Below are 13133 nucleotides of genomic sequence, written 5' to 3' on the forward strand. Positions count from 1 at the left end.
GCTAGATCCACACCACCGGCTGCAACACCGGTACCTCGTGCGCCGCCCATACGATGGGCACGCTTTCGTCGAGGGTATATTGGTTGGTAGTGAGCGCGATTACCGTGTCCACCTCGGCCCACAGCACAGTCAACACCTCGGTATCGGTACCGCCTTTACTCAGGATTAGATCGTTAAGCGACGCGCTGATCGCCGCACGATTTTGAGCTGTATCTACCGCTGGGAGCAGGTGGATCGACAACGTCACCGGATGCGCCGTGGGGGAAACTACGCGCCAATCCGCCGTCGCGGGCACCACGGGATCGAAATAGGCCGCCACTGCATTGAGCACCGCCTGGGTCGGCAGCCGGTCGGCCAGCCCATTGCAGACCGGTCGCACGACCACCGTACCGACACCGAGGGTATGCAGCTGCACCAGCGCCCCGGTGACCGAGGGATGAGCGCTCTTCGCCCAGTGCCGATAATCTTTAGGCTTACCCGAGCGCGCACCCTCAGTCACTACCGTGCGCCACTCATCGGCCACTCGCGCACGCCAAGCATCGACCAGTTCATCCTCTGCACCGCCGGTCATGCCCAGCACACCTACTGTAAAGGTATTGTTGACCCCGGCTAGAGGATCCACCAGAGTCAGCAGCTGACCCGCCACCAAATTGCCCGCCGCGCCCGAGGTGGCGCAACGCAGTGATACCGACGTACTGCCCGCACCCAGCACCACTGCCGCTTGCACTGAGTAGTCCAGACCATTTCCGCCGCGCAACAGCGTACCCGCCAACACCTGAGCGCCGGCATTACCCGTGGCCAGCGCAGCACCCGAGGCCGGTGTGGCCAGCAGACGATCCGCACCATATAACGCCGCCCAATCGTAGAGCCGCTCAAGCTCACAGGTCAGTGGCGAGCATTGCGCATCGATCCAGTCCAGATGCCCATGCTCCCCATTGGCCACCCGTGCCCAAGTCGCAGCGAGCGGCCTGCGCAGCACGGCAGGCAGCGCAGCGAGATCACTCTCGATGCGCGTCAGTAGTTCGGTATAGGAAGGGCGGTTGTACGGGGTCACAACGGGACTTTCACAATGGCTTGGCGGCCATTGTGCAGTCCGGTGACTTGCAGAGTAACGCGGGAAACATTTCCCGCCGCGTCGGGTAGCTCAGTGATTGCAACACCGGTCATCCCGTGCTGCGTAAGCGCATTTTTAACCATGGCCAGCGTCTCACGTCGGGCAGCACTGCCCAGTGGCTGACGACGCAGATGCCACAGCCCGCTGCCAGCGGCAGGATCAGCCCACCAGCCGCGCCGATCATAGCGATCAGGTACACGGGCCACGGGCGCTTCAGCATCTGAGAACAACACGGCATACACCAGCGTGGTCACAGCAGCATCCTCGTCGGCCAGAGACGGATCATTGAATGCCAGATCGAACACTCCGGTGCCAGTTTGTACCAGTTTCAGCATCAGTTGACCCCCAAAGTATTGACTCCGGTTTCCGCATGGGTGTGCGAGCTGCCGACGTTCTTGCCGTTGTTCATCACGGTTCCTGTAATGTTGGCTCCGTCCAGTACTGTCAGCTTTCCGCCGACCTTTGCATCGCCCGTAGTCTCGAACAGAGGCGTGTCTGCGATCACCTTAGATGAGGACTTTGCCGTCACCACGCCACCCCGACCTAGCTTCACAAAGTTCCCCTGGTCATCATGCAGCGCCACCTCACCCTCTTGCAGATCCATCTGGTACCGCTTATCGCCGATCACCAGTGCCACACCATAGGAGCGATCACCCGCCGGAAAAAACAAATAAGCGCGGCTACCCGGCTTTGGTCGGTAGCTCAACCCATACGGCTCGACCCGATGGAGATTATCCAGCGTCTCACCATCGAGCACCCGCGCCTGAATCTTGTCGGCACCAACCAGATTCACCACGCCCTGTGCGCAGAGCAGTTGTAGCCGCCTCCAGATCGTCCCTATCATCGCCTCGCTCCCGCACTCCGCTTGGTTTTCTTCGGTGGCTCGCCCGCAAAGGCATTGCGGTGCATCACATGCAGTTCGGCGATCGATCCAGACTGATCATCCTGCCTCAGCACGCGATCACCAATCAGAAATACCCCGTCGATTCCCTCATGTGGAATCACCACACGCACCTGTTTATTGACTGCCCACACACCCGTCGAATGCCGCCAGCCCTGCACCGTCAGCTTGATCGAATGCGCTCTGGCTAGCCGACGGTTACGCTCCAGCTCCGCCCGCCGATCGCAGCCGCCCAAGCTATGGCCATGCCGGTCAGCCACGATGTGCATGGGTCGAAAGAAACTGATGCCATCATCCTTGACTGCTCCCTTAAGCGCGGCGCCGCTCTCATAATCAAAGCTTTTCACCACGTATTCCGAGAACCGCATGTCGTAGTCATCTACCAGGCTATAGCTCTTGATGTGCTCGCCATACACCAGCGTGGCCACAGCTTTCCCGGCATCCGGTTCAGCCAGAATCAGTCCACCATCCGGCTGTGGGTAGAGCAGCAGATTAGCCGTGCGCGCCGCGTTGATCAGCGCATTGGAGGGGGTCTCGCACTGCATCGAAAAGTTCGGTACCACCGCCGTCTTGGCGACCACCTTCACCGGCACGTTGAACGTCTTACAAATGCGCTTCACCACCTCTTCGAGCTTCAGATTATTCAGCGTCTTCGAGTACTGGCAATCCACCAGCTCGCGTGCCAGCGACCGCGCGCCGAACTGGATGGTGTGATCGGTGGCGCGGACATCGCGCTGGATCTTGCCAGAACGGATCGTGCTGACCAACTCGCCATCAACCAACACCTCAACTACCGTATTGGCCGTCAGCGCCAGCGACTCTCCCGCCCCCGGCAACGTGATGCCCAGATCGACAGAGGCACACAGATCATCCACCGACTCGCGCACCGAGACGTTCTGCCAATAGCCGTAGCGCTGGCCATCAAAGCGGATTTCGATCACGCCCTCAGCCATACACCTTCCCCTGGACAAACAGCGGATGCCGCACCTTGTTCACCGCCAGAAACACATCCTCAGCCACCTCCAAGCGATGTGCCAACACTGTCGCAGGCAGTGGGTTGACCACCTCGCGCACCACAGCAGCCTCCAGCGGCTGTGCCAGCAGCGCATCGCTCAGCGCGGCGCGCATATCCAGCGCCAACTGAAATACCGTGTCTGACATCGAGGGCAGCATATCGTCGATCGCTCCCACCACGCTGGCCAGCACCACATCGCGGTCATTCGCCACCCGATAGTCAGCCAGCGCTACTTGCGCCGCCGCACCCAACAGCAACTGCCCGCGCAGATTCGCCTCACGCATCAGATTGATGCGCAGTGCCGGCGAGTCGCCCGAGCCGCCCGGCATCACCACCGGCAGCTTGGCCATCGCAACCAGATGCGTCACTACATTGGGCAGTGCAGTATCCGGCACCGCCGAGGCCGCGCCAACAGACGAGGCCAGCGAGTGAATCGCAGTCGCATAGGCCGCTGGGGTTGCCATCAGGCTTGCCAAATCAGACTTAACGCCCTCGATCACGTTTCGCACCTGGCTCATCAGCGTGAGCGGCAGGGTTGCCAGCGCAATCATGGTCCGCATCGTGTCCAGCTGCTTCTGCACCGTGGCGATCAAGCTAGTCATGCTGAGTTCGGGCATGGGTGTCAGGTCAAATCCATCCGTCACCCCCAGCATGTAATTTGCGCAGGCGTAACTGGCAACATCCGCCATATCTGGCGCTGGTTTGGCCGCATCCTTACCGCCCGGCACAAAGTCCACGCTGATGGTGCAATAGCCGCCCTTATCGTTGCTTTCGTGGATCGACCAATCGCGCGCACGTACCCATATCTGCCCACGCCACGGATGATCCAGCCAAGCGGCACCCGGCGTATTGAGCGCCACCAGAAAGGCATCACGGAACAGGTCGTAGTCGAACCCGATGAAGTAGGCATTCAGCCGGAACTCGCCCGACTTCGCCCCCAGATCCTCGACCACCGGTTCCTCACCGCCCGGATACTCATGCACCGCCAACCGACGCCCACCCTTGGTGTCATGGCTCTCGGTCAGGAACTGGTTACCACGCCACCGAGCCGTCACCATGCGATCCGCCCAGCTCATAGGATACCCCACAGATTTCCGGTATTGATCGACGTTCTAATTGGTCCGGTGGATTGAGTTGTTTGAGACTTTACGGTTGCGCCCGGGGGGAGATTAATATCAACCCGTGTGTGTGACTCACTAGGTTTTTGCTCAGGTGGTTTTAGTGCGGGAGAGTGCAGCAGGTCATAAATCCAACCGCCCAGATTTTGGTTCTTGTCGCCTGTAGCCGATTGCACTAGGCCATCTATGCCCCGCGCTAGTGGCTTACCGACCACGTTATAGCCAAGCTCCCAACCAGTAAGAGCAGCCAATGTAGTTGGCAGCGCGCGACTAGCAGCAGGGAGCACCTTGCCAACTTTTTCGCCTACCAAGGGTGGTAGTCCACCTTTCCCACCGCCGAGCAATGCGTTAATGCCTGCCGCTCCCGCCAACAATATCAGGGCATCTTTTGCGGCAGTCACCGAGGCGGTCATCAACGGGAACTCCTCAGCCGCGCTAACCATGCCCTGAAACATGGATTTCAATGGCCCACCTGCACCCGTCAGCGCAGCATCCTGCCCCTCCAGCTTGGCATTCTCCAAACGCTGAGTCTGCGCACTGGCTGTGTCATTCATTACGGCATAGCTCGTCTCCAGCTCCTGGGCCTTATCATCACGCGCCAATCCTTTACGAACGTCAGTGCTCAGTCCCGTCTTGCTTGCTTGTGACTCGGCTCGAAATCCCTGTAATGCCTGGCGATCCTGCAACACCTTGCCAGTAGCACCCGATGAGTAAATTTGCTGAATTTGCTTTAACGCCTGTTCGCGCTGCGGGCTTTTCTTATCTTCTGCAATCTTGCTTAAACGATCTAGCTCTTGTGATACCGCCTTAGTCTTGGGGTCTTTAGCGATGAGCTGATCAATAAGCTGAGTGAAGGTAGTGATCGTATCTTCACCTCGCAGTGCACCCTTGGCCAACTCACCACGTAGGTCGATTCCCTGCTTTTTAAAGTCTTTCGCCGTATCTTCACTATTTATTTTTTCAAAGATGTTGATCAGATTATTCGCGGCCTCATCTTTCGTGCCAGCGGTCAACACCGATCCTTGCATCGACATCAATACACGCTCAAACCCTGCCATTCCAGTTAAGCCTAGACCTCGCGCCGAACTCAGAGCAGCAGGCAAATGCTTTGCCATATCAGCCAGCTCAAATCCACCCAACTCACCCGCACGAATGGCCTTGGAAATAACCTTGTCCATTTGTTCCGGCTTAATTCCCATCCGCTTGGCAGCCAGCACAATATCAGCGATTTGACTGGGATCAGCTTGTGCGGCTGTCGCCCCTTTTTGTATCGTTTTCAACAGGCCATATGATTGATCCTTGGTGAATTCTCCGCTCCCCATCAAGGTTGAAAGCGTACCCGCCGCCTGCTCGCGCGTACCGCCTCCCACCTTAAGTGCGGCCTGAATTGCCTGTTTGATCTCCTCTTTACCCGCGATTCGACCAGCCGTATCGCGGTCACTAAATAGGGTATTGGTCAGGCCTGCCACGGTGTGATCGTAGTCCATAGCTCGTGTGACCGCAGGTGCTGTCATCATGTACGCGCCGCCGACCGCAGCCGCTGCTCCAGGTATATAACCCGCAGTCGAAGCAGTTCCCGGCTTATTTGACCCGTCCATTTCCTTGCGCAAAGCCTTGACCTTGGCAAGCGCCACATCCTGCGCACGTGCCAACTCACGCGCACTCGCATCGCCACTTCTGGCCAGATGCCGATAGGCCTCTTCAGTCTTGGAGATTTCGGCTCGGATGGTCTGCTCAGAACGAATGCCCAGTGTTTCACGGCTGCGGGCAATGTCCTGATAGGCCTTGATATGCTGATCATGTTGCGCCTGCACCACCGCAACTGACTTGGATGCGGAATCGCGCGCAGCCTGCGCCGACTTGCTGGCTGCGGCCACCGAAGCAGATGCTGTCTTGCTCGCCGTATTGACTGATGTCTGTTCAATCGACTTCAGGCCAGCACTTGCACTATCTTTCAGCGTGATGTGTAACTCGGCTCTAATAGCGGGTTCTGACATGAAAAAAGCTCCGGTGGATTTACACCGGAGCTTAACAACTCACCTGCCTGAATATTACGCGGGAAACATTTCCCGCCGGACGATCTATACTTACTCGAACGTCCTACCTTCCATCGAAGCCGCAATCCCCGCCCAAATAAACAACTCAGCCAGCGGCATAGCTTTTACGACATTCAAGTCCTGATGTAGCCCTCGCGCAACCAGGGCACATGCAATCAGGACTCGCTGGGTTTTTTTTCATCAGATTCCGGTTTGATGAGTTCTGAGGCAATCGTATCCGCAGCACGGAAGTCATGCACATGCAGCTGCTTGATGAGCGCTTCATCGGTTCCGGTCAAGTTGGCAATCAGTGTAATGGTCTGCTGATTTGGCCCCCGTACATCGAATGCCAATAAGTCACCTGCTGTGGCGTGTTCACGAAAATTCAGTTCGGTCACCGTCGCTTTGCCGAAGGTGAGTGGATATTTGAGAGTCAACTTAGCCATTATTCACCTACGCAATCTTTTCAGACGTATTCGACATGATGGTCATCTTGCTATCGCCGCCATCGACCGGAACAGGCTCAGAGACAAACGCCAAGCTCATCAGATGCACGCTGCCATCCGCCAATCGCACGGTGACATCTTCATCCTTAATATTGTTGAGCAACTGCGCATTCACACCGGGCAGTAGGTTGAGATTCAGTTCTAGCTTGGCGGCTACCTCAGACTCAGTATAGCCACCATCCGAGGCCAGACGACCCGGCTTATGCTCGCGCTTCTTTCCGCTGGGTGTAAATGTACCAGGCTTATCTGCCAACGGTAGCTTGCCGACTGACGGTGCCGAGACCGTCCGAATGTTATTGATTTGTGCCATGTTTAAACCCCTTTCAATGGATCGTTAAACCGCTTTGCGGAACTGTCCTACACCCGCCAAGATGTAGTACGGCGACAACAGCACCGGCTGATCGGCGAAGTTGAAACGGCTCGGGTCAGTCGGGTGTTGCTCCACCACCAGATTCGACTTGTAGTACTCGTACTCTTGCACCCAGCCGTATTCACGCAGCAGCGTGTTCTGATACAGGCTCAGCAGATAGGCACGCACGTCGTCCACCGTGGTGATGCGCAGGCCGGGCTTGTAACCCTCGTTGCTTTTCGCCGCTGCCGTTCCCGTGAAGCGCTTGATCGCACCGATGCGCTGCTCATAGCGGATGCGTTCCATCACCTCGGCGGTGTTGATGTCCAGGAAGGCATCGTCGGCGGAGCCATCGGGGCGGAACTGGTACATCGAGATCAGGCGCTTGATGAAGCACGAGCCGTCCTTGGCCACCGTCATCAAGCTCATACCCTTGAACAGCAGGCTGTTGCTGTTGGTCCAGTCATGATTGCTCACGCCCACCATGCCGGGCAGCGGCGTACCCTCCAGCGACTCGACCGGGTTGTTCACCAAGCGCGGTGCGGCAGCCGCACACACGATAGCCGCAGCCTCCCAGGTGGTCGTGGGATTCAGCTCCAAACTCAAGTCGGAAATGTGCTCATAGTTCTTGGTCACGCCAAAGGCCGCAGCGGTCGCATAGTCACCCCGGAATGCAGTGAAGGCGCGGAAGCCCGCTTGAATCGGTGGCAGGTAGCGCGCTTGGCTTTCTGCGTGCCAGGCAGCCAGCGTGGCGGCATCATTGATGCCCAGCGCCACGTAGCGATACCAGCGCTGCTGACCCAATACAGCAGACAGGTTGCCCGGAACTGGATCACCGGCGCCGCCCGTCATCGCCACCAATGTCAGCGCCAAGCCTGCCGGAGTCGTCTCGCCGTACAGATTGGTGCGCACGTCGATGGCATTGCCGCACGTCCCCTTGTGCCGCGCAGTTAGCGTTACCACTGCCGCCACTGCTGCCGCCGTCACCGGAATATCCATACCCGCTGCTGCGATCGCAGCAACAATCGCCGTGGCGACCTGAGCTGTCGTCATGCCCGCTGTCACGGCCACATTGACGATCTTGCCAGCGATATACAGCGCCAGCGTGCCATTGGCAGTCGGGGCGGCGGTCGGTGTGATCGTGCCAGTGGCAGCCACCCCAGCGACCAGATCAGCATAGGGCAACATGTACAGATCCAGCGCCGGATCGACCGCACGATACTTGGCGGCCATTTGAGCCAGCATCGAGCCAGCGCCCGCCTTGTTGATCGCGTCCTGCACGCCCGAGATCAGGGTGATCTCACCCGCCGGTGCCGTACCCGTGGCCAGCTTCTGGCCAACCAGCAGCACCGCTGGAATATCGCCACCCAGACCCGCCTTGGAGCCATCGACGACGACATACGCACCCGGATAACGTAACGCGGCGGGGAGTTGCGGAATGGAAATCATAAAGTGCCTCCTGTGTAATTCACACTATTGAAACCTGCCGGGTCGGGCAGGTAATTGTTGATAACGCCTTCAAAACTGTAACGGTCAGCCCAGTACAGGTCGCCGTCGGTGTACTCGATCACGCGGCCACCGCGCCAGATGATGGGTCGCGTGTCCGGAGCGCCTTCTTCGCCGCGCAGCAAGCGGTACACCGCCTGCCGATACTTGAGCAACTGCTCGTCGGTTTCGCCCGGCTCATGACTGCGCGCATTCTCGATGGCAATCACCACGTCGAACTCGGGCTCATCCCTATCCAGCCGCTCGCCGATCGGCTCGCCCTTATCTGCACTGCGCACCACCCAGGCGGCGGGCAGGGGCAACGCATCCGGGCGCACCTTGGCATAGGCCGCCGCTCCATCCACCTTGCGGAACCATAGCCCCTCAAACCACACGGGTTTGGCAGTCAACATCACGATGATGGGTTTGAGCGAGAGCATTACCAGCCGCCCACAGGCACCGTGCTGCCATAACGTCGCGGCGAGCTGGATAAAATCACCTGATCTTCCGGCAAGGCCGCTTCAGCCACCGTCACCGGCAACAGATTGAGATCGCCACGCGCATGAGACCTGAGCATACCGATGGATGCTTCGTAAGCGACTTTCACCTCATCAGTCATCCGCTCAGCACCTTGCAGGTAATACAGCGCAATGGTTGAGCACAGACGGGCGATCAGTGGGCTAGAGGCCGTCGTCGGGATGCGGTAGCTCACGAGCACCTCTGCTGCATCCACCAGCGCACCATCAATGGCCGACAGCGCCAGCGTGACTGAGGCGTGCTCCTCACTGGTCAGCGCTGACAGATCACCGCCCGCAATCGCCACTCGCAGGGCATCATCCGGCGGCATCTGCACATCGGCAGGCACCGCCAGTTGCGCCAGCCGACGCGCATTGCTGCGTGCCAACAGATCAGAGCGGGTAGCGAAGGCCATGATCAAACAGCCTTGATCTCAGCCCAGACCGCATCGCGCTCGATCGCGGACACGTCCCAGCCGGTGATGGCCACAATGGCGGCCACCGTCGGCGCACCGCCACCTGTCCAAAGCTTGGAGTCGGCGGTATCCAGTTGCAGGATGGCCGACTTGACCGCAGCAGCGCGCTCAATCGGGTCAGCAGGTGCCACAGGTGCGGTAGGTGCATCAGCTGTGACAGGTGCCGCAGGTGTTTCAGATGCGACAGGTACATCAAGTGCGGCAGCTGCGGCAGGATCAATCTCCAACACCTCCAGCATCTGCTCTTCTTGCAGGCGAATCGCAGTGGCCTCATCCACCTCAACCTTCTGCCACTCGCGGCCAAACTGGATACCGCAACGGAAGAATCGCTCCGCCTCGGTCTTCAGATTGATCCGCACAAACAGCACCAACAAATCAGCATTACCCATGATTCAAACTCCCGATAAATTCAGTTCAAAGACCCGGCCCCACTAGGGAGCCGGAACCAGCTTAGGCACCCAGCCAAGGGGTAACCAGCAGCTTCACCTTGTTGTAGTTGATGTTGGAGGCACCATTCGCGTTCTGTTGCGCCTTCAGCAGTAGCTCTGCCGCTGCCTGATTGTCCGGGCCAACGATCAGCAAATCAGGGGTGATGCCCAGCTTGCGGTTGCCATCGCCCTTGAACTTCATCATCGCGGTATAGGCCGCCTGGAAGTTGACATCGGTCAGCGCCGCCTTGGAGCCAAACGCACACTGCCAGAAGCCATAAGCCGCCGCCCCGCGCCAACGCCCACCGAAGCTGTACACATCGAGATCGAACACATTGGCGTTCTGGGTTGAGGTGATCGAATCGAATTCAGGCTTAATCCGCTCTTGCAGATACAAGGGGCGTGCCGCACGCTCAGTGCACAGCAGCACCCACGGCTCCAAAATACCCGCTTGCATATTGCTGACCGTCGCTGCCACACCGGTACCGTCTTCATTCGGGTACACCGGATGGTCGATGTCAAAGAAGAACTGGCCGTCGTAGCACAGGCTGGTGAAACCATCTTTCAGCGCCTGAAATACCAGATCATTTTGCATATCAATCACCGACTGGCCGTGACTTTCTGCAATCGCGCCGTAGTGGCCGAAGTTGTCATCCTCGATGTCGGTGCGCTGCACATCAATCGTGTTTTCGAACTTGCGGTTCACCACCGAGTAGGCGTTTTCTGCCAGCACCTTGTGCAAACGCGAGCCGACCCACTCGCGGAATGCGGGGAACTGGCTCAGCCAGGCATACGTGTTCGACTTGCCATCACTCGGCATCAGTCGCGCCACTTGCTGCCAGTGATTGGGAGCCGCCGCCAGACCGGCATTGAAACGGGTTTTAAGCGTGGTGTGCAATGCTTGGATTTGAGCCTGCGTCAACACGCCGCCGAATGCCATCAGCATAGTTTCCGAATCGGCACTGAATGCGGAATGACCGGTCAGCACCAACGCCAGTGCAACCATGCCGAGCAGCGCCAGCGCCCACGTTTTAAAGCTAATCTTTGCAAACATTGTTATCTCCTAAAGTTAGAACTTAGTTCACTAACACGTCGATGATCTGATCAAGGATCAGGCCGTCTTGTTCTTGGCGTAGTCTTCCGGCTTCACACCCATCTTGGTACAGAAAGCCAGCTCAATTTCATTCAGGCCGTGACCAGCCTCGCCCTTGCCGCCCGCCTGCTTATTAAGAATTGCCAGCGGCTTTTTCGTATCCAGATACTCGGTCAAGTCAGCGAGAGTCTTCTTGCGGGCATAACCCTCCTCAGCCGGAGTCAAGACCCCGCTGGTCAGCGCAGCCTGAATCATCTCTTCGCACTTGGCCTTCTCTGTCGCCAGAGCCGCCTGTGCTTTTTCCTGTTCGATCGCAGTGACCTTGGTTTTCAGTTCGCCGTTCTCGGTGGTCAGCGCCGCCACTTGGGTTTTCAATCCATCGCGTTCGGAAGTCAAAGCCGCCACGTTGGTCTTTAGGCCATCACGCTCAGAGGTGAGCGCTGCCGCTTGCTGGTCATTCAGTGCCATGTCGGCTCCTCCTGTGGTTAAAAAATCGGTAAGCTCACCCCGCGACAAGGCCGCTTGCGCCATTGCGGCCAGCGCATCCAGTCCATCAATGCCGGGGGTATTAGTCAGGGCAACAGAAATGATCTCCAGCACCTCGCCGGTGATTCCGTTGTAGTAAAAGACCGTGCTGATGTAGCGATACTGCTTGTCGGCGATCTCGCGGCGCGCCTGCGCCGTCCAGCCGATGTTGATGGCGTACAGACCCTTGCCTTCGCGCCACTCCAGCGTGTTGGGAATCCAGCCCGCTGCCAACACCTTCTGGCCGTTGGCCTCAGAGCGCAGGCTCTGGTGCTCGTAGTCGATCAGCGTGTCCGTCTTGCGATTGGACGCACGCTCAATCACTCGCGCAGCGATGGACGCATCCAACTGCCACGCTGCGCATTCGACCGGACGAACATCGCTCGACCGAAACGGCCCCACCGGCAGCAAATGTGCCTCGGTGGTGACCGCATCACCGCCCGCGCCCAGCTCAAAAGTGAGGGCGGCAAAACTGGCAGAGGGTTGATTGGCGTTCGGCATGGAGGCTCCTGTTGATGGAGAGCATCATGCCGTTTTAGGGGAGGTAAAACACGGCGGGAAATGTTTCCCGCCCGAAGATAGAGCGAAACCTATTTAAACGCGCTTTGAGGGCTTAGTGTGTTCGAGTGGTGCGATGGGTTGATTTTTGTTGATCACTGGCATTTCAAATGCGCGTGGTGATTTTTAAACGTATGCGTGCTGGCTAGAACAAGTCCAGCTGCGCATCATTCCCCTCGCGGCGCACATTTTGGATATGACGGCTGGAGAGATTGTGCTGCCGCGCTTGGGCGGTGATGCTATAGCGATGCTTCTCACGGCGGATCTGCTCGTCGCGCACCCGGATGAACAGCTTGTCCGGTTTAGGCATCCACACCCGGTCAGCGGCATCCATGTGTAGCGCGAGCATTTCTCGCAGTCTGGCCAGCTCGTCATCGCTCAGGCCAAGGCCAGCGCTACGGTGCTTGGGAATACTGATATTGACGCCGCCGCGTTCGACCAGGAACTCTTTGGCACGCCCAAAGCCCAGCGCCCGCACCACCGCACCTAGCACCGGTGGCAGGGTACGCAGCAGCTCTACATCGACCGCTGGCCAGTGGTAGTTCATCGCGCCAACCATCCCTTCATCGCTTCGATGATCTTCTGCGACTCAGCCACAGAAAGGCTATCCAGATTCGGCACGTCACGCCCAGTCTGCCGCGTGCAGAAGGCCAGCAGCGCCGGGCGGGTGGCTTTCTCCACCTTGCCCGCCTTGCCCAGCTTGCCCCACATCCGCACCATCATGGCAATGCGCTCAGGCACCTTCTTGGCATCCCCGCCGCCGCTGAAGACGCGCTTCTGCCGACTCCAGCCGCGCCGCTCGTAATCGCACAGCACCGCATCGAGCTGCGGCACATTCAAGCTGCTAGCCGAGATGCGCCCATCGATCATCATCGCACCGTGGCGTTGCAACAAGTCACGGTGGATCTCGTCGTTCCAGCCCGGCAGGTTCTTCATCGCCCAGCCCTTGGCGATGCCAACGAGCTGGAGGTAATGTTTGATTAAGTCGCTCATGCTGTTCTCCGTAAGACGTTT

At 58.4% G+C, this 13133-nt stretch carries 16 protein-coding genes; all 16 read right to left on the reverse strand.

All coding sequences use genetic code 11. From position 1 onward, the window contains the following. Nucleotide 1: 1 nt before the first annotated feature. The 16 genes from DM08_RS07320 to DM08_RS07395 all read right to left on the reverse strand — a co-directional run bounded on the left by DM08_RS07320 (nt 2) and on the right by DM08_RS07395 (nt 13112). Nucleotides 2–1054 carry a baseplate J/gp47 family protein gene (locus DM08_RS07320; protein WP_035383995.1) on the reverse strand — a complete coding sequence of 351 codons (1053 nt, stop codon included), beginning with the start codon at nt 1052–1054 and terminating at the stop codon, nt 2–4. Then, nucleotides 1051–1449 (reverse strand): phage GP46 family protein, encoded by a 399-nt coding sequence (locus DM08_RS07325; protein WP_035383996.1) that lies wholly within the window; start codon nt 1447–1449, stop codon nt 1051–1053. Before DM08_RS07325 ends, DM08_RS07320 begins: the two co-directional genes overlap by 4 nt. Next, a complete protein-coding gene (locus DM08_RS07330) occupies nt 1449–1958 on the reverse strand; it encodes a phage baseplate assembly protein domain-containing protein (protein WP_051937945.1) in 510 nt (169 codons plus the stop codon). Before DM08_RS07330 ends, DM08_RS07325 begins: the two co-directional genes overlap by 1 nt. Then, complete coding sequence (locus DM08_RS07335) at nt 1955–2968, reverse strand: phage baseplate assembly protein (protein WP_035383997.1); 1014 nt, start codon at nt 2966–2968, stop codon at nt 1955–1957. Before DM08_RS07335 ends, DM08_RS07330 begins: the two co-directional genes overlap by 4 nt. Continuing rightward, entirely contained in the window at nt 2961–4106 is a 1146-nt protein-coding gene (locus DM08_RS07340; protein WP_035383998.1) for a DNA circularization protein, read from the reverse strand. Before DM08_RS07340 ends, DM08_RS07335 begins: the two co-directional genes overlap by 8 nt. Continuing rightward, on the reverse strand, nt 4103–6145 hold the full coding sequence (locus DM08_RS07345) for a phage tail tape measure protein (protein ID WP_035383999.1): 2043 nt from the start codon (nt 6143–6145) through the stop codon (nt 4103–4105). The genes DM08_RS07340 and DM08_RS07345 overlap by 4 nt, the downstream gene beginning before the upstream one ends. 215 nt (nt 6146–6360) lie before the next feature. Further along, complete coding sequence (locus DM08_RS07350) at nt 6361–6630, reverse strand: phage tail assembly protein (RefSeq protein ID WP_051937947.1); 270 nt, start codon at nt 6628–6630, stop codon at nt 6361–6363. A gap of 7 nt (nt 6631–6637) precedes the next feature. Next, a complete protein-coding gene (locus tag DM08_RS07355; RefSeq protein WP_035384000.1) occupies nt 6638–7000 on the reverse strand; it encodes a phage tail tube protein in 363 nt (120 codons plus the stop codon). 24 nt (nt 7001–7024) lie between these two features. Next, nucleotides 7025–8488, reverse strand: a complete 1464-nt coding sequence (locus tag DM08_RS07360) for a phage tail sheath protein (protein WP_035384001.1) — start codon at nt 8486–8488, stop codon at nt 7025–7027. Then, entirely contained in the window at nt 8485–8964 is a 480-nt protein-coding gene (locus tag DM08_RS07365) for a phage tail terminator protein (protein WP_035384002.1), read from the reverse strand. The genes DM08_RS07360 and DM08_RS07365 overlap by 4 nt, the downstream gene beginning before the upstream one ends. Then, the gene (locus DM08_RS07370; protein ID WP_035384003.1) at nt 8964–9455 is read right to left on the reverse strand and encodes a phage protein Gp36 family protein; all 492 of its coding nucleotides are present in this window, start codon (nt 9453–9455) and stop codon (nt 8964–8966) included. Before DM08_RS07370 ends, DM08_RS07365 begins: the two co-directional genes overlap by 1 nt. 2 nt (nt 9456–9457) lie before the next feature. Further along, entirely contained in the window at nt 9458–9904 is a 447-nt protein-coding gene (locus DM08_RS12735; protein ID WP_088177604.1) for a hypothetical protein, read from the reverse strand. A 61-nt stretch (nt 9905–9965) separates the two neighbouring features. Continuing rightward, on the reverse strand, nt 9966–10997 hold the full coding sequence (locus DM08_RS07380) for a Mu-like prophage major head subunit gpT family protein (protein ID WP_237560243.1): 1032 nt from the start codon (nt 10995–10997) through the stop codon (nt 9966–9968). A gap of 57 nt (nt 10998–11054) precedes the next feature. Then, nucleotides 11055–12062, reverse strand: coding sequence for a phage protease (locus DM08_RS07385; protein ID WP_035384004.1), 1008 nt, complete (start codon nt 12060–12062; stop codon nt 11055–11057). A 202-nt stretch (nt 12063–12264) separates the two neighbouring features. Then, complete coding sequence (locus tag DM08_RS07390; RefSeq protein WP_035384005.1) at nt 12265–12666, reverse strand: DNA-binding protein; 402 nt, start codon at nt 12664–12666, stop codon at nt 12265–12267. After that, a complete protein-coding gene (locus DM08_RS07395) occupies nt 12663–13112 on the reverse strand; it encodes a regulatory protein GemA (protein WP_035384006.1) in 450 nt (149 codons plus the stop codon). The genes DM08_RS07390 and DM08_RS07395 overlap by 4 nt, the downstream gene beginning before the upstream one ends. Nucleotides 13113–13133 lie beyond the last annotated feature (21 nt).

Source organism: Ferriphaselus sp. R-1, from assembly GCF_000746095.1.
Lineage (GTDB): Bacteria > Pseudomonadota > Gammaproteobacteria > Burkholderiales > Gallionellaceae > Ferriphaselus.